Source organism: Aestuariibius sp. HNIBRBA575, from assembly GCF_040932005.1.
Classification (GTDB): domain Bacteria; phylum Pseudomonadota; class Alphaproteobacteria; order Rhodobacterales; family Rhodobacteraceae; genus CANLNM01.
In genome coordinates, this window is sequence record NZ_CP162414.1 from 418,885 (window position 1) to 443,365 (window position 24,481).

Here is a 24,481-nt window from a genome sequence, read left to right on the forward strand (position 1 = left end):
GCCCGATCCCATGCATCCCGTCGAGGGGTCATGCAATCGCGCCAAACCGCTAGGCTGTGACGCAGGTGCCACCAACCCACGTGCCTTTGACCCGGCCCTGCATACGTGCGCCGTCAAAGGGCGTGTTTTTTGATTTCGATTGCAGTTTAAACCGATCCATCACAAAGGGCGCATCCGGATCAAACAGCACCAAATCCGCAGGCGCGCCGACATTTAGCCGCCCGGTATCCAGCCCCAACCGTTTGGACGGGTTCAGCGACAGCGCCCGGAACAATTGCGCCAATGTCAGATGGCCATTATGCACCAACCGCAACGCGGCGGGCAGCAATGTTTCCAGCGCAACGGCGCCTGATGCGGCTTCTTCGAATGGCAGCCGTTTGCTTTCTTCATCTTGCGGTGTGTGCATGGAACAGACCACATCGATCAGGCCCGATGCCACGGCTTGGATCACGGCCAAACGGTCCTCTTCTGACCTGAGCGGGGGTTTGACCTTAAAAAAGGTCCGGTAATCCGCCACGTCAAATTCATTCAATGTCAGATGGTGAATGCCCACACCGGCGGTGATATCAAACCCGTTGTTTTTGGCGCGTTCCAGCGCGGGCAGGGCCCGTGCGGTGGTGATCTGATCCACATGCATCCGCGCGCCGGTCATTTCCAGCAGCGCGACATCGCGGTCCAGCCCCATCCGTTCGGCCATGGGCGACACGCCGGGCAATCCGCGCAACGACGCGAATTTGCCAGAGGTCACCGCCGCGCCTTTGGACAGAACCGGCTCTTGGGGGTGCATGACGACCAGCGCGCCCAATGATCGCGCATAGGTCAGCGCACGGCTCAGCACTTTGTTATCGGTGCAGACCTGATCGCAATCGGTGAAAGCCACCGCGCCTGCATCCATCAGGAACCCGATTTCGGTCATTTCCCGACCCGCGCGTCCCTTGGTCAGGGCGGCCATGGGCAGCACACGCACGGGCGCGTCCGCACTGGCGCGACGGGCAACAAATTCAAGGATTTCCGGAGTGTCGATAGCCGGGGCGGTATCTGGCCGTGTGACAATCGTTGTCACGCCACCCGCCGCAGCGGCCCGTCCGGCGGATCGAAAGCTTTCTTTGTGCCGCTCGCCCGGCTCAGACACTTTGACACCCCAATCTACGATCCCCGGCGCCAAACAGGCCCCAGCGCAATCCACCACCTCTGCATCGCCAATCGCGGCGGAATCATGGGCATCTTGTGCAAAAATATGTGTGATCACCCCCCCCTGAACCAGCAGTGAACCGGTGGTTTCGGTCTGGGCTTCGGGGTCAATCAGACGGGCATTGGTGAAAAAGGTGTTCATATGCGGTCTCCGGCTTGGGCTGCCTTGATCTGCCGTTTTGTGGCATCCGTGTCCAGTTGATACTTGATCAGATGTTTGTCGCCTGTGGCCGTGACCACCTGCACAGCAGACCCCAGTGATTTGATGTCCTGAATGTCTGACAGCGCTGTGATCCGATTGCCCGGCCCCAACAGCCGTTGATTGGTTAGATCCCAACGCACGGCCAGTTCGTCCGACGCCACGTAGAACACCCGCACCGCCACGGCCAGCAATCCCCCCACAGCCCCGGTCCAGACATGCGGATTGCCCATGAACCACAGGATCGCCATGCCCAGCGCCATTGCCCCTGCCGCCAACCACGCCCCATTGCGATAATAGGTGCCACGATGTGCAACAAAGGATGTGATCACCGTTTCATTGTCCGCCAAAGGGCTGGTTGGGGTCAGTGCGTACATGTTCGTCCCTTAATGTTGGCCGGTTTCGTCTTTGGCCCGCAGTTTGTCCTGCAAATCACGCATGATGCGATAGACTTCTCGGTCGTCTCTTATCCGTTCAAACCCAAAGCGCACATCCCGTGTGCCTGCGTCATCGGTGATTTCTTTGGTGCCAAATACCACTTTGCCCAGGGCACCATCGAATAGATGAATTTCAGTGTCCTTCGTAATGAGGTACGAATCCAAGGACTTAAACCAGAACAGCGGGTTGCGGGCGATGATCGCCCGTCGGTCGGTCAGGGTGTACCATGTGCGTCTACGTCGCATCGGATGTTTGAACAGTGCCCCAAATGCCATAGATAGGCCCACCAGCAAATGTAGGAACCCGAATTGCCAGCCAAAGCCGCGCATTCCGGCCCCGACAATCATCACCGCGATGGAAAAACCGGCAAATCCCAGACCGATCGCAAAGGTCATGAACGAAGAAAAGTCCAACTCGATGGAGCCATCTGGCTTGCCTTGCCACAAAACGGTTTCATCGGGCCGCAAGATGCCTTCCCAGCCGGTGTCTTTGTAATTCATACCGCTTTGCCCCGGATGGATTTTAACGCTTTTTCAGCGGCTTGCGCGTCGTCTGCGGATAGGAAATTGAACGCACGAACCCCGCCGCCTTCGATCCGGGTTTCAGATGGGCCTGTGCGCACGCGGCGGCGTCTAAACCGGATGAACACCACTTGCACGCCATGTTTACGGCTTGGGTTCACTTCGATTTTGGACGATTTCGCAACGGGATAGCGATGCGCGATGTCGCCCACAGCAATCACCGCGCGGGTTTTGGTCACGCCGTATTGTGTGCGCATCAAGGCGCGTTTGCCAAGGATGGGCATGACAATTCGAAACACAATGGCCAGCGTGCCGCTGATCACAAGAAACCCAATCCAAATGCCGAACGCGCCGTCCATTTCATCCAGATTGTTCAGTCCCAAAAGCAAAACCACCAAAAAACACAGCAGCATGACCACGCCAAAGATGCGAAAAATCGCACCGCCATGTTTGATCTTTGAGGTTTGTGTTGGCGCACCCTGCCAAATCAGGGTTTCATCGGGCTTCAGCAACCCCGACAAATCAGGAAGGTCAGTCATATCAAATTTCCTAAATAGAATTTAATCAATGACCGACCTATACCGCATTTTTAATTTATCCCGCGACCCAGATCATCATGCCCACAATCGCGAACATCACAATCATCGCATAAAGCGCGATTTTGCCGCCAATTGCGGCGTCTGATTTCACTTTCTTTGCTGGCTTGCTTAGATTGCCTTGGGCGGATTTGGCATAGAGTTTATCCATCGGCGCAATTGGATTGGCGTCGGGATAGTGACCGATCAACCGCAATGGCGGTTTGGGGGATAGTGTTTTTGATCGCACCGCGTCGCTAAAGACCAGCAAAACATGCCCCGTCAACGCATTCAGCTGATCCGCGTCCGCGCCAACGGCATCCTCGTCCAGCCCGTTTGCTTCGGTTAAATAGCGTGCAAAACCATATTCCTGCATGGTTTGCGCTTCGAAAACTTCGATAAAATCGTGATCCAGCCAATCCAGCCCCAAAGCATCACAAAGCGGCCAATCCCGCAATTCGCCATGGTCTGAATAGGTTTCGGCCTGAAATGCGGCAATGGCCGTGTCAGGTAAATCAATCGCGAAAACCCAGACCGCGCGCCCGTATTCTGGAACATTCAGCGGGGTGGTCATACCATCACGCCCGCTTCAGATGCCCCCGCCCGACGGTCCCGCAGATTGCGCGCCAGCAAATCCATCGCCGCCATCCGCACGGCCACGCCCATTTCGACCTGTTCCTGAATAACGGACCGGTTGATGTCATCGGCAATGGTGCCGTCAATTTCCACGCCGCGGTTCATCGGACCGGGATGCATGACAATCGCGTCCGGCTTGGCAAAGGCCAGTTTTTGCGCATCCAACCCGTATCGGTGGAAATATTCACGTTCGGACGGAATAAACCCGCCATCCATGCGTTCCTTTTGCAGCCTGAGCATCATGACAACGTCAACGTCCTGCAGGCCCTCTTGCATGTTGTCGAACACTTCGACACCAAATTCCTGCACGCCCGACGGCATCAAGGTGGGCGGCGCGATCAGGCGCACGCGGTTTTCCATTTTGCCCAGCAGCATGATGTTGGACCGGGCCACGCGGCTATGGGCAATGTCACCGCAAATCGCGATCGACAGACGGTGCAGGCGGCCTTTGGCCCGGCGAATGGTCAACGCATCCAACAGCGCCTGAGTGGGGTGTTCGTGACGGCCATCCCCGGCATTCAGCACCGCGCAATTGACCTTTTGCGCCAATAGATCCACCGCGCCCGAATGGGGATGGCGCACCACCAACAGATCCGGATGCATTGCGTTCAGCGTCAGGGCGGTATCAATCAGGGTTTCGCCCTTCTTGATCGAACTGGCCTGCATCGCCATGTTCATCACATCCGCGCCCAGCCGTTTGCCCGCCAATTCAAAACTGGCCTGCGTGCGGGTCGAATTTTCAAAGAACATGTTGATCTGGGTCATGCCCGCCAACACGTCGGAATGTTTGACCGCACCCCGGTTCAGATCAACATAGCTGTCTGCCAAATCCAGCAACGCGGTGATTTCGGTTGGATGCAGATGTTCGATGCCAAGAAGGTGCTGCGCGCGAAATGTCATGGGGCCTCCGGGATGGGTTGGCGTTTTATAGGCTGGGCCGTGGCTGGTGGAAAGGGCGCGACGCCGCAGCCAACAGGTTTTGGCCAACAAAAAGCGCGCCGTTCCAAGGCCCAAGGACTGTTGGTTTGGGTGGGATCGAATTAAGGTGCTAATATGGAATCGCTTTCACTGGATGATATGGACCCGCATGCCGCGCTGGCCCTGCTGGATTGGCAGGTCGAATTGGGCGTGGTTGAGGCGATCGGTGACGTTCCAATTGACCGCTATGATCTGCCTGAACCGGTCGCAAAATCCGCATCCCAGCCCGCGTCAAATCAGGCCCCAGCCGTTCCAAAGGCCGCTGCCGACGATCCCGTCGCCGAAGCAGAAGCCGCCGCAAAACGCGCCAGCACCCTGCCGGAATTGGCCGCCGCCATGGAAGCCTATGACCATTGCACCCTGAAACGCGGGGCCCGGTCATTTGTGTTTGGGGCAGGTCAACCGGGGGCGCAGGTCATGATCATTGGCGACGCCCCGGATCGCGACGAAGACCGCGTGGGGCAACCCTTTGTTGGGCGCGCTGGGCAATTGCTGGACAAAATGACGATGGCGATTGGTCTGGATCGGAATGTGGACGGCGCGCTCTATCTGACCAATGTTTTGCCGTGGCGCCCATCCCAGAACCGCAATCCGGATGCCAAAGAATTTGCAATGATGTTGCCGTTTTTGCGACGTCACATTGCGCTGGTTGACCCCAAAGTGGTGATTTTGATGGGCAGTGGTCCCTGCACTGCGTTGCTGGGACGCGGGGCGATTTCGCGACTGCGGGGCAGTTGGGCAGATGTGGCCGGCAAACCCGCCATGCCGATTTTCCACCCGACCTATCTGATGCAGCGCCCGGCCGCCAAACGGGATGCTTGGGCGGATCTATTGGCTGTGCAGGCCAAATTGCGCAGCCAATAATCCCAGCGCATCTGGCTGATCAGAACGCTTTGCCACATGGTTGATCCAAAATCGGGATGCCATATTTACGACAAAGGCGCAGACCCCTTGCGCAACTGAAAGAGGCCGACATGTCCCGTATCGACGACACCAAAGAGTTCATCCCCGTTCGCATCGCTGTTTTGACCGTCAGTGACACACGCCAATTGGGGGATGACAAATCCGGTCAAACCTTGGTCGACCGGATTGAGGCCGCCGGTCATATTCTGGCAGATCGTGCGATCATCACAGACGAACGTGTTGAAATCGCAGATCAATTACGGGCTTGGTGCGCCAACCCAGACATCGACGTGATCATTTCGACCGGGGGAACCGGCCTGACTGGGCGGGACGTCACGGTTGAGGCACATCGCGACGTTTACGAAAAAGAAATCGACGCCTTCGGGACGGTTTTCACCATCGTTTCGATGAAAAAGATCGGCACAAGCGCCGTTCAAAGCCGCGCCACCGGGGGCGTGTCGAATGGCACTTACCTGTTTGCGCTTCCCGGCAGTCCGGGCGCCTGCAAAGACGCGTGGGATGAAATTTTGCAACTTCAGCTCGATTACCGCCACAAGCCCTGCAACTTTGTCGAAATATTTCCACGTTTGACTGAAAATCAGCGACGGAAATAATACTCAAAAAACACCCATATCCTTGTGACTTAATCTACTGAGCCTGCAGGCACCGGCTCTTTGACAATCCGGTGTAAAAACTGCCTGATGCTGATCAACGGTGAGGATGGTTTAACCAATGACATCCCGCCACGTATCAAAGCAGAGCTAGGCGCGGCCGCACCCAGCGATGGGTTGGTTTGTTCCAATTGAGTGCGGCCAACGGTTGATGGCGATACCCGGCTGAGGCCCTGAATACGCGGCCCTCTCTCTGGGGCAGAAGCTCGGGGGCAGAATTGCATTTGGGCTGTTTGTCTGTGCAATGGCGATCTGGTCGGCCAACGGGTTTTCACGGCATAAGGATGGCGTCCCCTGTCGCGCAGGCGCGCGCCGTGTTACGGTCAGCCGGTGCATCCCATGATGTCCACGCTGCGCTCCGTTCCCAGCACAGTGAACCGCAGGGCCGACCGGTCCAGCACCAATGCGCCGCCATCCACCCGCATCAAATCAGCCGTTGCCATCAGAACATCACCCTGACGATGGGTTTCCGGCTCTGACACCCAAATGGCGCGATCCCCGGTTTCGATTACCATTTCCTCTTCGCCGGGATTTGTCCCTGCATCGGGCATGTTGATCTGCGCCGACAAATGCATGCCGTCTGATGTCAGCTCAACTTGGCAATCCACCTGCGTTACATTTGCTTCTGTTGCGGATTGCGGGCGGTCCACCAACGCGGTCACAATCGCCAGATCACGGGTGCCTTGGGGGGACAATTCCCCTGAAAACTGCAATTGCATTGGCACGCACACATCCTGACAGACGCCAATTTCGACCTGCCCGGACAATTGCGCAATCCCAGACCCATCGGCCTGAAACTCCATCGGGATGACCACCTCGGATTCATATCCGATGGAACGCATTCCGTTTTGATAAAACACATCCGGGACCGGCCAATGAAAAACCACGGATGAAATGTTTTGGGACCCCTCCCAGGTGAAATGTGGCGGAATGCCCGCATCGCCCGGCGAACGCCAATAGGTTTTCCACCCCGGTGACAGGCGCACGCGCAACCCAGCCATATGGTTGCCGTTTTCCATGCGCCAACCCGGCAGTAACTCTGCGGTGGCAATGTCAGACGTCTGTTGGGCACAGGCCATGCCAGCCACAGCAGCAAATACGGGGGGAAGAATCCATTTGATCATGAATGCGAACATACCGTCCCTTTGGAGCAATAAAAGTCACGTTCCAGCGAGGCGAACGTGAACCGCCCCTTGCACGTTGCGGCGTAGCATCACATCATCAACATATGAAACCGACTTCACAGAATCTGACCGGTCAACTTTTGATCGCGATGCCCGATATGGCCGACCCGCGTTTTCATCAAAGCGTCGTGTTCGTTTGCGCCCATTCCAGCACAGAAACCATGGGGCTGATTATCAACAAACACCTGTCCGGCGTGACATTTTCCGGCCTGCTGGAACAGCTTGATATTGCATCAGCGGACGCAGTGCCCGATTTGGACATCCATTATGGCGGCCCCGTGGAAACCGCCCGCGGATTTGTGCTGCATTCATCCGAATATGGCGCCGAAGAAACCACCGTTCGGGTTTCAGATCATTTCGGACTAAGCGCATCGTTGGACATTTTGTCGGACATCGCCATGGGAAATGGTCCCAAAAATGCCCTGTTCACATTGGGTTACGCCGGTTGGGGCCCCGGACAACTCGAAGATGAAATCGGCCAGAATGCATGGCTCAGCTGTCCTGCGGACCCAGAAATCGTCATCGGACTACCCGTCGCCGACAAATGGAGCGCCGCCCTGAAATCCATGGGGATTGACCCGATGTTATTGTCGTCTGATGCGGGCCATGCCTAGGTTGATGCCGCAAAGGCGGCTCACCGACCTGGAAGTATCACAAATCATAGCGCCCAGGCATTGTCCTCCCACCCGCACAGGTCGGTTGTTAGGATGTACCTTGGCCTAACAGCGGTTTTTTCGCTTTGAATTCAGCCAATTCCCGGTTTGTTTGCAAAACCACAAAAAGCCTCTGGACACCCCTCCAAACCTCTTCTACAAACCGCGCACCCAGAACGCCTCGCGTTCACCCGTGCCCGGGTAGCTCAGGGGTAGAGCAGTGGATTGAAAATCCTCGTGTCGGTGGTTCGATTCCGCCCCCGGGCACCATTTTTACCAAATGAAAACAATATGTTGGATGTGATGTTTTGCCGACATCTTCATCGACTGATGTCGCTGGGTGTCGTATAGGTGCCAATTGGAAAACCACCTATAGATCAAACACATGGCTTGCTCCGACTATGCTCGTTTAGGAAATCCAATCCTTGGGGACAAGGGCATTATCCTGTTTCATCTTCGTCAAATGTCGGATCAGAACATCAACACAAGCATAATCCTTAGCAACGCTTTCAAGCTTGTCGATTAAGGCTTCGATCTGAGCTTTGGGTCCTTTAGGCGTATGACAGGTGGGATGAACAAAACCCATGGCTCAATGATAATTAGCTCACGTTCATATTCATCCAGTTCAGCGCGCAGCATCTTCAAACCCGCGTCCTCAAAGGCAAGTCGGCCATTGAGGGCTCTGATTCTCGCAGGAGTGCCACCCATCGCGTCGATGCGCGGGCGCGTTGTGTTTGATGGGTCATCTTCGGCGCTGATATAGAGAACATTGCCTTAGTTGAGGTCGCCGTCATCCAACAAATGACCCCCGAGCCTGTCTAGAGGTGATCAAGACTGGCCAAAACTGGGTCTTTGGGCTTTGAAAACAGGTTGAGCGTGGTGATCAATTGAGGTTGTCGTCGATCATTTGGCACAGCCGACATTGGCGATGTATGCATCCGACTTTTGGGCCGTCTGAACGTTTCGTCAGAAGCTAAAATTGACCCGCACACCCAAATTTACACCGTAACCGGATTCAAAATCTGTTTGCACTTCGCCGTTTAGCGCGATGTCCCAGTGATCGTCGACGGATTGATGCAAGAAATCAAAGCCGACGAACCCGTTAATTTCATCCAGATTTTGAGAGTCAAATTCAACGGTTGACCCAAGCAACGTGGCCATAACCGGTTCAGAACCTGCGTCAACGGTCGCATCAACCCCAAGCCGCAATTTCAGCTGAGACTGTGCCCACCCCATTTCATCAAAAAGGGACTGGGTTTGGATTTGAGACCGCAGATTAAAAACAGACACATCGCGACCATGAATGAATGTCTCAACGGCGCCATCCTCGGTGTAGCCATCGAGCTGCATTTGCATATAGGTCGCGCGCGTGTCGAACGTCATTGAGACGTCAGCGATTTCAAACGGGACAGCAACCGCCACAGATGGCGCAATGAAAGTCCCCTCAAAGGACCCGGTTGCGGGCAACGCGTTGATCACCCGGGTCGTGTCATTTTCGGTCACACCGCCAAGCAACGAGGCGCGCAATTGCACATCATCAAAGTCACGCCGCCAATAAACACCTGCAAATGCCGACGCGATGTCGGTGTTGCCCGCGCCCAATGACAGATCGATGCTGCTGTTGGTGGCCCCTGCAAGGATCCCCCAGACGCCCTCTGAGTTTGAGACGTCGGATTCCATCCCAACTGTAAATCCGGAATAGCTGTGTTCTAGCTCTCCTGCGGTGTCATTTGATCCGGTGGATGAACGACCGCCAAATGCAGCGCCCCAGAATTGCGGCGGCTCTGATGGCCAGACGCCGACACCGCGCGACACGATATCACTCGTTGCCCCCAAATTGGCCGCGTTGTTTTGGCTGTCGAGCGCGTTTAAAACACCGCCCGACAAACCAGACATAAATGCCGACGGCGCGGCAAAGCTGGTCATGTCATAGACGACAAGGTTGGAATCAAGCGTCACCAATTGGTTCGGGCCGGAATAATTAATGATCTCGGGCATGCTTTCGAAATCACTGTCCAACCCGCTGGCATCGGCAAATTGCAAAATGGTGCTGGTACCCGCCGAAACATTTAGATTGAGCACATCAATATCATTCGCATTGGCGCCCCCCAGCCCGTCATTGCCGTTGCCAAAATCAATGGCACCGACAATCGTTGAACCGGCGTCCAGTGTGAGCACATCCGCGCTGTCCCCAGTCAGGTTGATGGCAAAGCCACCATCGCCCTGGATATGGCCTGAATTTACAATCTCGACGGATCCGGTGCTGAAAATCCCGGTTTCCCCAACAATTGACCCCGAATTGGTGATGGACAATGCCCGGTCCTGCGATGTGTTGAAAAACACCCCGGATTGATCGGCTGTTATGTGACCTGAGTTGATCAAATTCAGCCCATCAAGCCGATCCAGACCGTCGTAATTATCGCGCATCTCAATGCCTGTTTGCGCAGTGATGGTGCCGGACGTTTCAACGTGCAGATTGCCCGCTAAAATGCCCGCGCGTGCTTCGATGCCGGTCCCGGTCAGGGCGGTGATGTTGCCGGTTGACTGGATGTTGGTGGAAAACAGTGAATAGGACCGAATTCCATCGCCCCTTTCTGTCATGATATTACCATCAGCAATTACATCCACCGCGCCGCCAAATGCCGAAATCCCATTAAACCCGGAGTGAATGTTCCCCTCAGACTGAACGGAAATCTGACCCATGTAGGAATTGGCGAAAATGCCGGTGCTATGAACCGTGATGTCCCCGGTCGAATGGATGGTCCTGTTTCCATCCTCCAGATTGGTCACAATACCAGATCCAGAATGAGACGCGATATTCCCAACCGACGTAATGGTCACGTCTCCGCTGGACGCATATCCGGAATGTCCGATGGCGATTGCCGTGTGTTCCGCGGTGACATCACCGGTGGTTGAAATGGTAATATCGGCATCAGAACGATAGCGCAGATCGATTCCGATACCATTTCCAGCAGCGCTTGATAGATCCCCGACTGATGTCACATCAATGGCGTCGCTATTGGCTTGGATATTGATCGCATCGCCGGAACCCGCCGCGATATTGCCTGTGGACTGGATGTTAATATCCAGGTCATGGCCTAAGGTGCGGATACCATGACCTAAGGCAGCAATGTCCCCCGTGGATGCGATATCTATACCCGAACCGACGCCGCGCGCCGATATCCCGTCCGTCGAGGTAATATTCCCTACGGACGTGATGGAAACTGCACCATATATCGTGCGGACATTAATTCCTGAAAGTCCGCTTTCAATATCGCCTGTGGACTGCACAACACCCATTCCTCCATAGGTGCTGTTCACGATGTTGATGCCGATTGACCCCTCAACAGAGGCTGCGATGTCGCCCGTGGACGTTATGCGAATGTCGCTTGCGTCAAAGGCTCTGCTAAAACCAGTGGCGGCTGATATCCCATGCGCAGAGGCGCCTGATGTTGTGATGTCCGCATCCGATGTGATCGTGATATCACCACCGGCAAAGTATGCATCACCGCCGCCTGCCGCAGCACTTACTGCGTCAATACCAGAGGCACCGTTTGTGCTGATCTGATGGCCATCCCCGGTGACGTTTATTTCGATCCCGGCATCATCGCTCTCTTCGTTGATAAAGGATATACCGGCGACGCCTGCATCGGGGGCGATATCCCCGGTCAGGGATTGCACTGTAACCGCATCAACGCCGGGGCCGGTTGTCGTGATCCCCGATGACAAATCCCCGCTACATGTCGCAGATGTCCCGGAAATCGTGCATGTATCTGATACGACAGAGGGTGGGATGCTCTGACTGTGGCCAGCCCCCGGAAACGCAATCGCAGCCCCAAGCCCAACAACCCCAACCATCGCACGGGCAGCTGGCCCATGATGTTTCGCGAGGCAATCGCGATTTTGTTTTCGGACAATGGCGGCTTGACGACGACGGGTCTTGCGATTGTTAATCAAAACTGAGGACCTTAAATAAAAGCGGTACATAATTTTGGGGGAATATTGACGCGCCTTGGATGCCTTGTAAACACGTCGTGGGCGAAATAGCCTGGATTTCTAAGCCTTAGCCAGTATCGCCCCGTTAATGCAGGACACCCGTTATGCCCGAACCGTCTGAACACACAAAACCCGCATCCCAAGCGAAATATTCCGTGTCCGCAGGCTTTGTCGGGCTCATGGCGCAGCTCAATATTGCCGTGGCACTGACATCATATCAATCGGGGCGGCTGTACCTGCTGGGGCGGAACCTATCGGGTGGCTTGATGGTCAACGAACAGGTGTTTCAAAAAGCGATGGGCCTGTTTTACCGGGACAAAACGCTGTATCTGGCGACGTTGGCGCATGTTTACCGCATGACAAATATCTTGCGCCCGAATGAGGTCATGGATGAACAATTCACCGATTGTTTTATTCCTAGAACGGCGCATTTTACCGGGATTTTGGACGCCCATGACGTTGGCGTTTCTGACCAAGGCACCGTGTATTTTGTCAATACGCGGTACAATTGCATCGCCGAACTTTCGGATGTGCATTCGTTCAAACCCGTCTGGAAACCCCGTTTTGTTTCAACGCTCATTTCCGAGGATCGATGCCACTTAAATGGGTTGGCCATGCAGGACGGCGCGATCAAATATGCCAGCGCGGTTAGTAAATCTGACACGATTGACGGCTGGCGTGATCGACGCGCCGATGGCGGTGTCATTATTGATGTTCAAACCGATGAAATCGTCTGCCAAGGATTGTCGATGCCCCATTCGCCGCGGGTCCATAACGACCGGCTCTGGGTGTTGAACTCTGGCACTGGCGAACTGGGCTGGGTCGATCTGACCAAACCCGCAGATCAAAACTTTACGCCCTTGGCATTTTGCCCCGGATTTGTGCGGGGGCTGTCATTTCATGGCAACTTTGCCTTCGTTGGATTGTCAAAACCCCGCTATGAACGTTTTGAAGGGCTCGCATTAGACGACGCGCTGAGCCGCAGGGATAGCGACCCTTGGTGCGGCTTGCAGGTCATCGATCTGACCAATGGGCGATGCGTCGAATGGTTCCGCATCGATGGTCAGGTTGAGGAACTATATGACATCGAAGTTCTGCCCGACATCACATGCCCACGCGCGTTCGGCTTTTTGACCGATGATGTTCTGGGCATCGTGACCGCAGAACAGGCGTCGTGACGATTGGGGACGACGCATTGAAACCACCGCTCTTGTCGTTGGTTCAACGCGATAAAACGCGAGTCAATTGATGGCGGTCTCGGGCTGTTTATTGTTGCGTCTGTTGCGTCTGTTGCGTCTGTTGCGTCTGTTGCGTTGGTTGGGCTGGGTTTGTTGCGTTATGGTGCGGTCATGCATACCCTTGATCCCAGACAAACCTCCTGCTTTCTGACCGCAATTCAGTGCGGCACAGTGCGCGGCGCTGCTGAACAGCTCGCTTTGGAACCATCCACTGTTAGCCGCAACATTTCTGCGCTCGAAAAAAGGCTGGCCACGACATTGGTTGAACGCGGGCGGCTTGGTGTTCGTGCGACAGAGGCGGGCGAATTGTTAATCGCGTTTCTTTCACAGCAAGAAGGCGCGCTTGATCTGCTTCAATCTGAATTTGATGCTCTTGCTGGGATGAAGCGCGGCAAGGTTTCGATTGCAGTTGGAGAAGGCTTTGTTGGCGATCTTTTCGACAACGCATTGGCTGCATTTTTGATGGCTTTCCCTGACATCACATTTTCGCTGTCGGTTGGATCAACCGAGAATGTCTTGCATCAAGTTGTGTCAGAACAGGCGCATATTGGGCTGGCATATAATGTTCCAAAGGCTCCGCAGATCAGGGTTCAAACGTCTTGCGCGCAGCCACTTGTTGGGCTGGTCAAACGCGGCGGATTTTATGACACAGAGCAGCCGTTTTCATTGGATGACCTTGCTGCGATGCCATGTGCGGTTCCGCCCAAAAGCTTTGGCATCGGAGCGATGATTACCGCCGCCGAAGCAAGGCAAGGGGTAAGGTTGCGCGCCGTAATCGAGACCGGATCGATCGCAGCACTGAAGGCATTTGTGCGCAATGATATGGGCTGCACGATCTTGCCAAGATTCGTTGTCGAAAGCGAGCTATCCGCGGGATTGATGGTGGCGCGTTCGATCCCGCGCTCGATTTTCCCAGATGGGCAATCATCCCTAATTCGCAAAGAAGGTCGAAAGCTTCCGCAGGCGGCCCAGCTTTTGCTTAAGCATTTGAAGTCTATGTCTGCATTTACATGACGCCTTTTCGTTGCGTCCTGCGCAACAAAAAGGGTCATCGGTTGTTCTATATTGCGCCAATCGGATAGGGCATATTCGCTGAAATACGCGAAAGGACCAATGGCAATGCGGCTTGGAATTATTGGATGCGGAAACATGGGGGGCGGCATGGCTACCCAACTGATCAAAACCGGGTTTGACGTAACCTGCTTTGATCCAAGTCCAGAGAATAGCGGAAAAATGTCAGCCCTTGGGGCTACGACAACCGCTTCTGCCGGCGTCTTGGCCAAATCCTGTGATGGGATCATTCTTTCTTTGCCCAAGGCGGCAGTGGTCGAGGCCGTGATGGACGAAATATTGCCTGATATTCAGGTTGGAACGGTCATTTTGGATGCCTCAACATCAGAGCCCGCAACATCGCAAGCCATGTCCGCCAAAGGGGCAGAACATGGGTTTGTCTTTGTTGATGGCCCAGTCAGTGGTGGCCCAGCAGCGGCCAATGCCGGCACGATGACAATGTTGTTGGGCGGCGACGTTGACGCGATTGAAACGTTGCGGCCTGTCCTGGATGCGCTCACCGCAAAGACGGTAAGGGTCGGTGGGTCGGGCGCTGGCCATGCGGCCAAGATCGCGAACAATATGCTGTGCGCGGCCAATCTGGTGTTGGTCGGCGAAGCGATCCGTCTTGGTCAAGCTGCGGGGGTCAAACCCGAAGATCTGTTGGAAGGGATCAATGCAGGGTCTGGTCGCAGCGGTGTGAGTGAGGTCAATTTCCCCAAATGGGTGCTGAACGACGCCTTTGATTCTGGATTTACGATGGGATTGATGCGCAAAGATGTAGGCCTCGCGCTTGATCTTGCGAAAAATACGGATGTTGATCTAAGCGGTTTTGAAAAGATCGCTGACATCTGGCTCAATGGGTCAACAGACATCGCCGACGGCGACGACTTTAACGCCATTGTCAAAACCAACGCGAAGGAGGTTTGACATGTCAGATCGCAAGCAAAAACTACAGGACGCAATGGCCGCACTTGGGCTTGGTTCGCACCCCCAATGCCTGATCAACGGCATTCTGACTGAAGGAACAGGAGCTGACGTTCAGCTGGTTGATCCTTTCACAGAAGAGGTTTTGCTGACTTATCCGGATGCAGGCGAAGCACTGGCGACAAAGGCCTGCGAAGCCGCTCAAAATGCGCAGGTTGGTTGGGCCAAGGGTATCTCGGCGGCGGCTCGTGGTCAGGTCATGCAAAACATCGTGGGCATTGTTCTGGCCAATGTGGAACCGCTGGCCACGATTGAGGCCATCGTCGCTGGCAAGCCGATACGTGACTGCCGGATCGAAGTTGCGAAAGTCGCGGAAATGTTCGCCTATTATGCGGGATGGGCTGATAAGCTGCATGGTGAGGTTATCCCCGTGCCGTCTGGTCACCTGAATTACACGCAACGTGAACCGCTGGGTGTTGTCTTCCAGATCACCCCTTGGAACGCACCGATTTTCACCGCCGGATGGCAAATCGCACCAGCGATTGCGACCGGCAATGGTGTGGTGATCAAACCGAGTGAACTGACTCCGATCACAACCGTCGCCCTCGTTAAACTTGCCGAAAGCGTGGGCTTGCCTGATGGTTTGGTTAACGTGCTTTGCGGATTAGGTCCGACATCTGGACAGGCGGCAATCGCGCATGCGGCAGTTCGCAAAGTCGTTTTTGTTGGCTCGCCTGAGACAGGCAAACGGGTTGCGGTTGCAGCAGCCAAAGCGTTGAAACCAGCGGTACTAGAACTTGGCGGCAAGTCCGCGAACATCGTTTTTGATGATGCCAATCTGGAACATGCATGCCTTGGCGCTCAGGCGGCGATCTTCTCTGGGGCAGGGCAAAGTTGTGTGGCCGGATCACGTCTGCTTGTGCATAAGTCGGTTCACGCAGAACTGGTCGATATGCTGTCTAAGGGCATGAACAACATCAAACTGGGCGACCCACTGGATGACGCCACTGAAATTGGCCCCATCAGCAATGCCCGCCAGTTTGCCCATGTCAGCGACATGGTGGCACTTGCCAAAAACGAAGGCGCTTCGATCCTCACACGCTCTGACACCCAAGATCAGGGTTACTTTGTCCCACCTACCATCCTGACCGGATTGTCCAATGGGACAAAGGCCGCACAGCAGGAAATCTTTGGTCCTGTTGTTACGGCGATCCCATTCGAAGACGAATCCGACGCAATCGAACTCGCTAACGCCACTGATTTCGGACTGGCGGGTGCAGTGTGGACGGCCGACGTGGGACGGGCGCATCGAATGGCCGATGCTGTGCGTGCGGGTACGTTTTGGATCAACAGCTACAAGGCGATCCATGTCTCCTCGCCTTTTGGTGGTTCACTTAGCTCTGGCTTTGGGCGCTCTAGTGGCACAGATGCGTTGATGGAATACACCTCTGCCAAGAGCGTCTGGCTTGACAGCGCGCCCAAACCACGCATCGCATTCGGGTATGTTTCCTAAAGGGTAAACTGATGAAACTGGTTGATGACGTCCGTGCATTACTGAACGATGACCCTCAATTGGCACAGCTGCTTAATCTCAGCGATTTTGAGGATTTTCCGCAATTGGCAGGGGCTTTGTTCAGTCAGATCTGCAACAGCGATGCCATTGGGAACGTCGTGCAGTTGGTTTACGCTTCCGATAGCCAATTGGTGGAAACCACCCTTTATGACATTGCCGAAACCGCACGTCGTAATTTCGAACCAGGCGGCCAATCTGCAACCTTGCTATTTTCGCGCGGTGTGCAGGCCATCATGGCGCACCGCGTCGCCCATAAACTTTGGATGGACGGTGACACACATCTCGCCCTCGCGACCAAGGCGAGGTGCGGTCGGGCATTCGCGACCGACATTCACCCAGCCGCGCAGATCGGCGCTGGGCTGTGGCTTGATCATGGCTTAGGCTTTGTTGTCGGTGAGACATCTGTGATCGGCGAAGACGTTTCGATCTGGCACAACGTCACCTTAGGCAGCACCCTGAATGACAGCGGCGCGCGGCGACATCCTCATGTTGGTAGGGGGGCTGTAATTGGTGCAGGCGCCGTCCTATTGGGGGGTATCACCATCGGGGCCCACGCCAATATCGCTGCTGGTTCCATTGTCGTGGACGACATTCCCAAAGGCATGGTTGCCGTTGGATCAAAGGCCAGCATTCGGGGCCCGGCCCGCGTCAGTTTTACTCAGACAAGTGAACCTTCTTCATGAACGCTTCTTTTGGAATCGATCACCCACTGCTGGCGACCCACGATATTGATGCGTTGCGTGACTTGCTGATTTCTTTGGGCTTTAACATGACGGCCATCGGCAAGCACCCGTGGGGGACAAGTACGAGCCTTGCGATGTTTGACGGTTGTCTACTTGAAATCATGGGCATCTATGATGACACGCTACTTGACGCAGTGCCCGCAGGGGATTTTCGGTTCGGACGGCATATCCATGAACACTTGAATACCCGCGAAGGCGTTGCCCTGTCAGCGCTGCACAGCACCAATGCGGTTGAGGATGCCAAACATGCACAAAATGCAGGTCTGGTCGTCGCAGGGCATCTAGAATTTGGCCGCGATGTGATCCTGCCTGACGGTACCGAAGGGCGCACCAAAACCACGCTGGCACTATTACCCGATACAAAATTTCCACGATTGTCGCTTTTTCTGTGCCAACAACATCGTCCCGACCTTATCTATGTGCTCGAATGGTTAATGCACCCCAACGCCGTAAACGGCATTTGTGGGGTCAATGTGGTTGCACCTGAACAGCACCACACGGCCCTCAAGGCCCAATTTTGTGGCTTATACAATCGTTTTGAGGTTTTGAACGGCGGCTTTCAATATCAGACAGCCAATGGGTGGCTGATGGTTCAAAGCGCAGATGCCTTTGAAAAAGACATAGGGCCCCTTACCGATGAAATGCGCAAGGAAGACAGCCCAAGCATTGCTGGAATGGATTTCACAACCGGCGACCTGAATGCTTTGATGACTTATATTAACGAGAGTGAGATCGCGTATCGTATGGTCGAAAACGGAGTCGCGTTGTCCGACCAATCCCTCACCGCCAATACAATCATGCGCTTCTTTGAACGTCAGTAAGGTTGGTTGTGAAGAAAGATCCGAGAACCGCGCTGTTAAGTTCATCAAAGAAGCAATGACCGTGTGGTGATGTTTGTAGTTTTTGACACATTACGGAGTACCGGTTTGCGAACCATCGTGTTGTTCCAAAGAAAATATAACCACAATTGCAGAGACGTTTAATGGGCCTGCCAACTGGGGTCATAGCACCTATGCGGCTTGTGCCAGAATTTCAGCAAGCGTAGAAACCGCGAGTGTTCTTGCATCCCGCGCCGACGCAATCAAACCAACCGGTCCGAACAATCTGGCACGGTCTTGTGGGCGTAATCCCAGTCTTTCCAATTCCAACAGTCGCGAATCCCGCGCTCGTTTGCTGCCCTGTGCGCCAATGTAAAACGCATCGGACGTCAAAGCATCGGCCAGAATCCCCGGTTCCCAATCGTGGTCGTGGAAAAACAAAATGACCGCGGTTCTTGGGTCTATTTTCACATCATCTGGGATTGATTTTTGGGTCAGATGCACGGTTTTCCCACCAAAGCGTTCCGCTTCTTGTAAGGTTTCAATATCTGGCGACAGCAACAGATTAGGATACCCGCTTGAGGTTACCAGAGCCGAAAAAGTGCTGGCCTCGGGGCCTTTTCCGAAGATCAGAAACCGCATGTCAGGTTGGAAATGCGCTTTGAACACCCCATCGGCCAGCTCGGTGACGGAGGTTTCTGACAGGGCCATTTCCGCCGTCGTAACGTCGATTTCCAAGGTGCTGGGAACACGCAAACTACGTTTCTGCTCTAGCTGCTGTAACACTGTTTTGCTGGGACGCGGCACAATCAGAATATCCAGACCGCCCCCGCAGGGCAGCTGGATGTCGAAAAAGGGGGACCCATGTCCATAGCGAATGCTGACCGGGTCACCGGTTTCGAGCGTTTTGAGAGCATGCTGGGCAATATCAGACTCGATACAGCCCGAAGACAGGGTCCCGATACGTGTGCCGTCATCCAGAATGGCCATCATGGCGCCCAATGGACGATAAGACGGGCCTTCGATCCCAATAATGATCGCTAGCGCCGCTGCTCCTTCGTAGCGAAGGGTCTCAGTTATTGCGTCACGGCTTGCGGCCATATCGAAAGAGGATGTCATTAACATTGGGAAATCACCTTTGCTGCGTATGGTGATCGGCCGAAAGACAGGTCACATTTCGCATGAATTACAGGCAAGGCGTTGCCCGCTATTTTGCGGACAACGCAGAGTTTTCTTAAACGAAATCAACGCCGTTGTAGATCATAGGCAGATGCGTGATCGCAGGGCGTCCTGACGCCGCGATCGCGTTCCCCAATGCAGGGCCCGCAGGTGGCAAGCCGGGCTCGCCAATGCCGCTGGGGGCTTCGTTGGATTTCACAACATGCACGTCAATCGCTTTGATGTCGGTGATCCGCAGCGGTTCGTAATCCGGGAAGTTTTGCTGCACGACAGCGCCGTCTTCCAGAGTGATCTCATCGCGCATGATGTGCCCGACGCCATATCCGATGCCGCCTTCGACCTGCGCCTTGACCACGTCAGGGTTCACAGCAACGCCACAATCGACAACGGCTGTGTATTTTTCAATCTGAACATAGTCGCGGTCATTGATCGAGATTTCGCAAACCTGGGCACAAAAGGTGCCAAATGATTTGTGAACCGCAACGCCATGATAGTGGCCCTCTGGCAGATCTTGGCCGATCCCGGCTTTTTCAGCGACCTCACGCAGGACATGTGCCTTGCGCTGATGATCCGCTGAATCCGAGTTCAGATGGGCGAGGCGGAAGGTGACAGGATCTTGACCCGCTGCCGCCGCCGCAACATCCATCATGGTTTCCGTCACATAAGCGTTGTGATTGTGACCCACCGACCGCCAATAGGTGGCGGTTGTTGATTTCCCGGCGTCCGTCAATCCCACGTGCATTTCAGGAATGGCATAAACAGAATGTGCCGTACCTTCGATGGAAGAATGGTCAACGTCATCGCGCACAAAGAAATCCTTGAAAAGGCCGTCTTTGGCAATTGCATGCCCTGCAACCCGATGATCCCAACCGATGATTTTGCCATCTTCGTCCAGACCAATACGCGCTTTGTGTACAAAGGCAGGGCGGTACCAGCCACCTGTGATGTCATCTTCGCGTGACCAAGCCAGTTTCACCGGACGTGTCCCATCCGTCATGGAATAGGCCAGTGTGACTTCGGTTGCGTAGTCCATATCGATGGTAAAGCGGCGACCGAAAAAACCCCCGGCATAGATCGTTTTGACTTGAATTTTCTCCATCGGCAGGCCGAGGATCTGATGCATCAACTGGTGATCACCTGTCTGGTTCTGCGTACCATCATACATGATCACGCCCCCATCTTCCGTCGGAGCGATGGTCGCGGACAATGGTTCCATAGGCGCCTGCGCCAGCAGAGGGAAATAAAACTCGCGTTCGACAACTGTTTTTGCGCCATCAATCGCCGCGTTTGCTGCGTCCAGGGTGACTTCTGTTCCCTGATACCGAGGCGCAGTATTCACAGCAGCCAAAAGCTCTTCTTTGATGTCCGCGCTGCTGCGGCTTTCTGCATTCGTGTCGTCCCAGACCACGTTCAGGGCGTCCCGTGCCTGAAATGCCGCCCAAGTGTTTTCTGCATAGGCAACAACGCCTTTCCCGTTTGGCAACGCTTTGGCCATGATAAATCCGGGAACGTCTTTGGATGCAGTGTCGTCAAACGAACTCACGACGCTGCCTAACTTTGGCATGCGTTTGACCGCAACAACCATCTGGTTGTCCAGCTGAATGTCCATCCCAAAGACCGCTTGGCCGTTAATCTTTGCGCTGCTATCCAACCGATTTTTTTGCGGGTTTCCGATCTGGGTCCACTCTTCGGGGGCCTTCAGAGTAGGCTTTGCTGGAACCTCAATGCCAGCCGCTGTAGACAAGAATTCGCCAATGGAGCCTGTTTTTCCGGCTCCAGAAATAACGCCATCTTTGAGAACCAGTTCACTGGCGTTTACACCCCAATCTATGGCCGCGGCTTGCAACATCACTTCACGCGCGGCTGCGCCCGCTGTGCGATACTGCATGAACGAATTCGCCAGCGCGGTTGAGCCACCGGTCCCTTGGAACCCAAAAAACAGGTTGCTGTATACATTTATGTCCGCCGGCGCTGTTTCAAACTGAATGTCTGCCAGCTCCATGTTCATTTCTTCGGCAATCAATGTGGACAGGCCTGTCGCTGCACCCTGTCCGCCTTCAAAGTGCTTGATAATCGCCGTAACGGTACCGTCTGCGTGGATCTTGACGAACGGGGTGATGTTGCTGGATTGCACAGGTGATGAGGCCAAGCCCCCGTTTGGTGTTGCACCAAAGGCAAGAACGGCCACAGATGCGCTGGCACCCTTTAGAAAATTGCGGCGCGATGTTTCGATGGTCATAAATTAACCCTCCAGGATTTCTGCAGCGCGTTGAACGCCACTGCGAATGCGTTGATACGTCGCGCAGCGACAGGCGTTGCCGTACATGTAATCGTCGATGTCTTCGGCAGAGGGATTTGCATTTTCCGTCAACAGACCAACCGCGGACATGATTTGGCCGGACTGGCAATATCCGCATTGCACAACATCAAGCTCTTTCCACGCCTGTTGAACAGCAGCGCCAACGGTAGAGTTTTCCATGGCTTCGATCGTCGTGATTTCGGCGTCCTGAATGTCTTCGACAAAGGTCTGGCACGACCGCGTCGGCTGTCCGTCAATATGGACGGTACAAGCGCCGCAGGCCGCGACCCCGCACCCGAATTTGGTGCCTGTCATTTTCAGCTCATCCCGCAGCACCCACAAGAGCGGCGTTCCGGGGGCTGCATCAACAGAGCGCTGTTCTCCGTTTACCTTTATTGAAAGCGTCATTCGGTTTCTCCAGTTTAGGTTTGATACTTTTGCGTTGATGGAAACCCGACTTCGGGTTCATCAGCGTCTTTGGATTGATTGCGGCATAGCGGCATGGCCTGTTGGGCAGGTGCCGACAGCTATTTTCTGTGGGTTTCTCTGTATTGGATAATTTCGTACTATATGGTATTAAATAGTAAGGCAAGTATAAAATACCGACCGGAATAAAACCGATATTCGTGCCGTAGACAAAGGTCCGGGCCTGCACAAAGCTTACAACTTAACAAGTTGTTACCGACACGGTTTCAAAGAGATGACGGCTTGATAATGACGCATTACTTTTTGTTGACGTCGCAGGCAGATTGACAGAGCGCAGGGGAAAAAATGCCCCCGCGACAAGCCATCTGTTATGGGCGATTAACCGGCCGCTTTAGGGCGCACCAACACGCCACAGCAAAAGCGCCCAGAACGAATGTGGGGATGTCTTGATCGCGCCAATAATTAAAATGATCCCTGCGGTCAGATCAAAGGCCACAAAGGCATAGCGCGCGGCATCTTCGATGTTAACGCTGATCGCATACACCGTTGCACAAGACGCAAAAACGCGAACCATTCCGTTCCAGAACAGGACGGGCGCGCGCGCAGGAAAGTTACGGGACGCCCAAACAAGCAGGGCAGACGTCATGATCAAGAACCCAGCCAGCGCAAAGGAAATTGAAAAGCTTTCGGGTGTCGGGTTCTGGATCGCTGTAGCGATGATGGTGGGCGCAAACAAAACCATGTTCAACGCGGCTAGGACGATGACTGCAATTTTAAGCATTTTTCTCTCTTATTTGGGGGTAGGGTTGTGGGTCAGTCCAACTGGGGAAACTTTGGTCGGCGGGGAATGTGCAAACGAATTCACGTTGTGGGTCATGGACCACGACGCACCTAGCCAACGCCAAGCACCGAACCCCAATCCTGCAAAGCCGATGTGAGGTTTTCCTCCAACCCGAGTTGATCGAGTAGTTTAAACAGATATTTACGGTGCACGGTGACAGAGTGACGATCCGGGCCATGGCTTTCGAGACTGTCGATGCCGTCCGTACTGATCACATCAGACGCAATCGGGTGGCCTCTGCCCGATAGGTTGGACATGGCATTGCGCCACAGATGGGGCGATGTCAGGTTGCCGAGCAGAAAAACGATCGGGTCGCTTTCTTCGATAAAGGCCATTGGGCTGACAAGAACAGATGCAAATTTTTTCTTGTCGCGAAAACACGTCGTCACGGTGTGATCCTTAACGTCAGAGGAATAAGAGAAGGGGGGATTGTGGCCGCGTTCAACGCTGAAATGTGCTGGCGGAATGGCTTGCTGTTCGCGCCATCCCACCATGACTAGGCCACCTTGGTTTGGGCTAAATCGTATCGAGCCAATCGCGAATGGCGGCGCCAATTTCATCGGGTGAATCTTCTTGAATGTAATGAAGTCCGGGAACCGTTACTTCGCTCACATTCGACAGGCTCCGGGCAAAATCGCGAAGCTCTCCTGTCAGGATGATACCTGGCTCGGCGTTTACGAACAGCTTGGGAATGTCTGTTTTTCCCAGCCATTCGGAATAGGCGTCGACCACCGCAGCCACGTCTGCTGGGTCACCAGCAATCGGGATCTGCCGAGGAAAGGTGAGCATGGGACGACGGTCCTCACCCGCATTCAGAAACGGGCGGCGATACTCGTTCAGGTCTTCTTCGCTCATGTCGCGCAGAACCGCTGCAGGGATGAACCCTTCGACAAAGATATTGTTTTCCAGAACCATTTCTTCGCCTGCTGGGGACCGGAACCCTTCGAACAACGCTCGGCCTTCATCCGAAAACGAATCCCAGTTTTGCAACGCTTTCACAGCCGCTTCCATAAAGGCGATGCCTTTCAGGGCGCTTTCGTTTTTGCTGGCCCAGTCAAAGCCAAGCGACGAGCCCCAATCATGCAGCACCAGCGTCACGTTTTCGGTTACGTCCAGCTGTTGGAGCAATGCAAATAAGTATTTGCGCTGTTCGGCATAGGTGTACCGATCCGGGCCGCTGTTTTCGAGTTTGTCACTGTCGCCCATCCCAATCAGATCGGGTGCGATCAGGCGGCCTTTGCCCGCAAGATATGGCATGATGTTGCGCCATAGATATGACGATGTCGGATTGCCGTGCAAAAAGACGATCGGGTCGCCTTCACCTTCTTCGATATAGGCCATCTGGTTGCCAAAGACGGTTGCGAATTTCTTTCTATCCCGAAAGCTGGACATGGGTGTTCCTCGTGTGATGGAAATGGAGAAGCGTTCAGGCACACGGCCTG

23 protein-coding genes and 1 tRNA gene are annotated in these 24,481 nt (G+C 54.5%); 10 read left to right on the forward strand and 14 right to left on the reverse strand.

Features of this window, described 5'->3' with window-relative positions; genetic code table 11:
* Positions 1–49: 49 nt before the first annotated feature.
* From pyrC to AB1F12_RS02185, 6 genes are read right to left on the reverse strand one after another with little or no spacing between them, the layout of a single operon-like run.
* Positions 50–1,333: a dihydroorotase gene (gene pyrC / locus AB1F12_RS02160; RefSeq protein ID WP_368186242.1), complete on the reverse strand. Its 1,284-nt coding sequence runs from the start codon at positions 1,331–1,333 to the stop codon at positions 50–52.
* The gene (locus tag AB1F12_RS02165) at positions 1,330–1,767 is read right to left on the reverse strand and encodes a hypothetical protein (RefSeq protein ID WP_368186243.1); all 438 of its coding nucleotides are present in this window, start codon (positions 1,765–1,767) and stop codon (positions 1,330–1,332) included. The genes pyrC and AB1F12_RS02165 overlap by 4 nt, the downstream gene beginning before the upstream one ends.
* Positions 1,768–1,776: 9 nt before the next feature.
* The gene (locus AB1F12_RS02170; protein ID WP_368186244.1) at positions 1,777–2,328 is read right to left on the reverse strand and encodes an aspartate carbamoyltransferase catalytic subunit; all 552 of its coding nucleotides are present in this window, start codon (positions 2,326–2,328) and stop codon (positions 1,777–1,779) included.
* Positions 2,325–2,888 (reverse strand): hypothetical protein, encoded by a 564-nt coding sequence (locus AB1F12_RS02175; protein WP_368186245.1) that lies wholly within the window; start codon positions 2,886–2,888, stop codon positions 2,325–2,327. Before AB1F12_RS02175 ends, AB1F12_RS02170 begins: the two co-directional genes overlap by 4 nt.
* 55 nt (positions 2,889–2,943) lie before the next feature.
* On the reverse strand, positions 2,944–3,498 hold the full coding sequence (locus tag AB1F12_RS02180) for a hypothetical protein (protein ID WP_368186247.1): 555 nt from the start codon (positions 3,496–3,498) through the stop codon (positions 2,944–2,946).
* Positions 3,495–4,460, reverse strand: a complete 966-nt coding sequence (locus AB1F12_RS02185) for an aspartate carbamoyltransferase catalytic subunit (RefSeq protein ID WP_368186249.1) — start codon at positions 4,458–4,460, stop codon at positions 3,495–3,497. The genes AB1F12_RS02180 and AB1F12_RS02185 overlap by 4 nt, the downstream gene beginning before the upstream one ends.
* Before the next feature lie 153 nt (positions 4,461–4,613).
* On the opposite strand from AB1F12_RS02185, the gene AB1F12_RS02190 reads away from it, so the two are divergent.
* Complete coding sequence (locus AB1F12_RS02190) at positions 4,614–5,402, forward strand: uracil-DNA glycosylase family protein (RefSeq protein WP_368186251.1); 789 nt, start codon at positions 4,614–4,616, stop codon at positions 5,400–5,402.
* Between the two features lie 110 nt (positions 5,403–5,512).
* Positions 5,513–6,055, forward strand: coding sequence for a molybdenum cofactor biosynthesis protein B (moaB, locus tag AB1F12_RS02195; protein ID WP_368186253.1), 543 nt, complete (start codon positions 5,513–5,515; stop codon positions 6,053–6,055).
* A gap of 380 nt (positions 6,056–6,435) precedes the next feature.
* Here the strand turns inward: moaB and AB1F12_RS02200 are convergent, their stop codons facing one another.
* Positions 6,436–7,236 (reverse strand): protein-disulfide reductase DsbD domain-containing protein, encoded by an 801-nt coding sequence (locus AB1F12_RS02200; RefSeq protein WP_368186255.1) that lies wholly within the window; start codon positions 7,234–7,236, stop codon positions 6,436–6,438.
* Positions 7,237–7,340: 104 nt separating this feature from the next.
* Here AB1F12_RS02200 and AB1F12_RS02205 point away from each other — a divergent pair, with 104 nt between their 5' ends.
* On the forward strand, positions 7,341–7,910 hold the full coding sequence (locus AB1F12_RS02205) for a YqgE/AlgH family protein (protein ID WP_368186256.1): 570 nt from the start codon (positions 7,341–7,343) through the stop codon (positions 7,908–7,910).
* Between the two features lie 234 nt (positions 7,911–8,144).
* Positions 8,145–8,219: transfer RNA gene (locus tag AB1F12_RS02210), tRNA-Phe, on the forward strand.
* 696 nt (positions 8,220–8,915) lie between these two features.
* Here the strand turns inward: AB1F12_RS02210 and AB1F12_RS02215 are convergent.
* Positions 8,916–11,906 carry an autotransporter domain-containing protein gene (locus AB1F12_RS02215; RefSeq protein WP_368186258.1) on the reverse strand — a complete coding sequence of 997 codons (2,991 nt, stop codon included), beginning with the start codon at positions 11,904–11,906 and terminating at the stop codon, positions 8,916–8,918.
* A 143-nt stretch (positions 11,907–12,049) separates the two neighbouring features.
* On the opposite strand from AB1F12_RS02215, the gene AB1F12_RS02220 reads away from it, so the two are divergent.
* From AB1F12_RS02220 to AB1F12_RS02245, 6 genes are all read left to right on the forward strand, one after another.
* On the forward strand, positions 12,050–13,123 hold the full coding sequence (locus AB1F12_RS02220; protein WP_368186260.1) for a TIGR03032 family protein: 1,074 nt from the start codon (positions 12,050–12,052) through the stop codon (positions 13,121–13,123).
* Between the two features lie 171 nt (positions 13,124–13,294).
* The gene (locus AB1F12_RS02225) at positions 13,295–14,197 is read left to right on the forward strand and encodes a LysR family transcriptional regulator (RefSeq protein ID WP_368186262.1); all 903 of its coding nucleotides are present in this window, start codon (positions 13,295–13,297) and stop codon (positions 14,195–14,197) included.
* Positions 14,198–14,344: 147 nt separating this feature from the next.
* Positions 14,345–15,163: an NAD(P)-dependent oxidoreductase gene (locus AB1F12_RS02230; protein ID WP_368186264.1), complete on the forward strand. Its 819-nt coding sequence runs from the start codon at positions 14,345–14,347 to the stop codon at positions 15,161–15,163.
* A gap of 1 nt (position 15,164) precedes the next feature.
* Positions 15,165–16,673 (forward strand): aldehyde dehydrogenase family protein, encoded by a 1,509-nt coding sequence (locus AB1F12_RS02235; protein WP_368186266.1) that lies wholly within the window; start codon positions 15,165–15,167, stop codon positions 16,671–16,673.
* Between the two features lie 11 nt (positions 16,674–16,684).
* Positions 16,685–17,416, forward strand: a complete 732-nt coding sequence (locus AB1F12_RS02240; RefSeq protein WP_368186267.1) for a serine acetyltransferase — start codon at positions 16,685–16,687, stop codon at positions 17,414–17,416.
* The gene (locus AB1F12_RS02245; RefSeq protein ID WP_368186268.1) at positions 17,413–18,297 is read left to right on the forward strand and encodes a VOC family protein; all 885 of its coding nucleotides are present in this window, start codon (positions 17,413–17,415) and stop codon (positions 18,295–18,297) included. Before AB1F12_RS02240 ends, AB1F12_RS02245 begins: the two co-directional genes overlap by 4 nt.
* Positions 18,298–18,486: 189 nt before the next feature.
* Here the strand turns inward: AB1F12_RS02245 and AB1F12_RS02250 are convergent, their stop codons facing one another.
* From AB1F12_RS02250 to AB1F12_RS02275, 6 genes are all read right to left on the reverse strand, one after another.
* On the reverse strand, positions 18,487–19,419 hold the full coding sequence (locus AB1F12_RS02250) for an XdhC family protein (RefSeq protein WP_368186269.1): 933 nt from the start codon (positions 19,417–19,419) through the stop codon (positions 18,487–18,489).
* A gap of 109 nt (positions 19,420–19,528) precedes the next feature.
* Positions 19,529–21,712, reverse strand: coding sequence for a molybdopterin cofactor-binding domain-containing protein (locus tag AB1F12_RS02255; protein ID WP_368186271.1), 2,184 nt, complete (start codon positions 21,710–21,712; stop codon positions 19,529–19,531).
* A gap of 3 nt (positions 21,713–21,715) precedes the next feature.
* Positions 21,716–22,180, reverse strand: coding sequence for a (2Fe-2S)-binding protein (locus AB1F12_RS02260; RefSeq protein WP_368186273.1), 465 nt, complete (start codon positions 22,178–22,180; stop codon positions 21,716–21,718).
* A 409-nt stretch (positions 22,181–22,589) separates the two neighbouring features.
* On the reverse strand, positions 22,590–22,979 hold the full coding sequence (locus AB1F12_RS02265) for a hypothetical protein (protein WP_368186274.1): 390 nt from the start codon (positions 22,977–22,979) through the stop codon (positions 22,590–22,592).
* Positions 22,980–23,089: 110 nt separating this feature from the next.
* Complete coding sequence (locus tag AB1F12_RS02270; protein ID WP_368186275.1) at positions 23,090–23,533, reverse strand: hypothetical protein; 444 nt, start codon at positions 23,531–23,533, stop codon at positions 23,090–23,092.
* 22 nt (positions 23,534–23,555) lie between these two features.
* Positions 23,556–24,431 (reverse strand): haloalkane dehalogenase, encoded by an 876-nt coding sequence (locus AB1F12_RS02275; protein WP_368186276.1) that lies wholly within the window; start codon positions 24,429–24,431, stop codon positions 23,556–23,558.
* Positions 24,432–24,481 lie beyond the last annotated feature (50 nt).

Excerpts from the sequence above, each read along its gene's own strand:
- AB1F12_RS02165 (WP_368186243.1), bottom strand. The coding sequence starts at position 1,767 with ATGTACGCACTGACCCCAACCAGCCCTTTGGCGGACAATGAAACGGTG.
- AB1F12_RS02200 (WP_368186255.1), bottom strand. The coding sequence starts at position 7,236 with ATGATCAAATGGATTCTTCCCCCCGTATTTGCTGCTGTGGCTGGCATG.
- AB1F12_RS02220 (WP_368186260.1), top strand. The coding sequence starts at position 12,050 with ATGCCCGAACCGTCTGAACACACAAAACCCGCATCCCAAGCGAAATAT.
- AB1F12_RS02270 (WP_368186275.1), bottom strand. The coding sequence starts at position 23,533 with ATGGTGGGATGGCGCGAACAGCAAGCCATTCCGCCAGCACATTTCAGC.
- AB1F12_RS02275 (WP_368186276.1), bottom strand. The coding sequence starts at position 24,431 with ATGTCCAGCTTTCGGGATAGAAAGAAATTCGCAACCGTCTTTGGCAAC.
- AB1F12_RS02185 (WP_368186249.1), bottom strand. The coding sequence starts at position 4,460 with ATGACATTTCGCGCGCAGCACCTTCTTGGCATCGAACATCTGCATCCA.
- AB1F12_RS02250 (WP_368186269.1), bottom strand. The coding sequence starts at position 19,419 with ATGTTAATGACATCCTCTTTCGATATGGCCGCAAGCCGTGACGCAATA.
- pyrC (WP_368186242.1), bottom strand. The coding sequence starts at position 1,333 with ATGAACACCTTTTTCACCAATGCCCGTCTGATTGACCCCGAAGCCCAG.
- AB1F12_RS02260 (WP_368186273.1), bottom strand. The coding sequence starts at position 22,180 with ATGACGCTTTCAATAAAGGTAAACGGAGAACAGCGCTCTGTTGATGCA.
- AB1F12_RS02255 (WP_368186271.1), bottom strand. The coding sequence starts at position 21,712 with ATGACCATCGAAACATCGCGCCGCAATTTTCTAAAGGGTGCCAGCGCA.
- AB1F12_RS02205 (WP_368186256.1), top strand. The coding sequence starts at position 7,341 with ATGAAACCGACTTCACAGAATCTGACCGGTCAACTTTTGATCGCGATG.
- AB1F12_RS02265 (WP_368186274.1), bottom strand. The coding sequence starts at position 22,979 with ATGCTTAAAATTGCAGTCATCGTCCTAGCCGCGTTGAACATGGTTTTG.
- AB1F12_RS02245 (WP_368186268.1), top strand. The coding sequence starts at position 17,413 with ATGAACGCTTCTTTTGGAATCGATCACCCACTGCTGGCGACCCACGAT.
- AB1F12_RS02175 (WP_368186245.1), bottom strand. The coding sequence starts at position 2,888 with ATGACTGACCTTCCTGATTTGTCGGGGTTGCTGAAGCCCGATGAAACC.
- AB1F12_RS02225 (WP_368186262.1), top strand. The coding sequence starts at position 13,295 with ATGCATACCCTTGATCCCAGACAAACCTCCTGCTTTCTGACCGCAATT.
- AB1F12_RS02170 (WP_368186244.1), bottom strand. The coding sequence starts at position 2,328 with ATGAATTACAAAGACACCGGCTGGGAAGGCATCTTGCGGCCCGATGAA.
- AB1F12_RS02240 (WP_368186267.1), top strand. The coding sequence starts at position 16,685 with ATGAAACTGGTTGATGACGTCCGTGCATTACTGAACGATGACCCTCAA.
- AB1F12_RS02180 (WP_368186247.1), bottom strand. The coding sequence starts at position 3,498 with ATGACCACCCCGCTGAATGTTCCAGAATACGGGCGCGCGGTCTGGGTT.
- AB1F12_RS02230 (WP_368186264.1), top strand. The coding sequence starts at position 14,345 with ATGGCTACCCAACTGATCAAAACCGGGTTTGACGTAACCTGCTTTGAT.
- moaB (WP_368186253.1), top strand. The coding sequence starts at position 5,513 with ATGTCCCGTATCGACGACACCAAAGAGTTCATCCCCGTTCGCATCGCT.
- AB1F12_RS02190 (WP_368186251.1), top strand. The coding sequence starts at position 4,614 with ATGGAATCGCTTTCACTGGATGATATGGACCCGCATGCCGCGCTGGCC.
- AB1F12_RS02235 (WP_368186266.1), top strand. The coding sequence starts at position 15,165 with ATGTCAGATCGCAAGCAAAAACTACAGGACGCAATGGCCGCACTTGGG.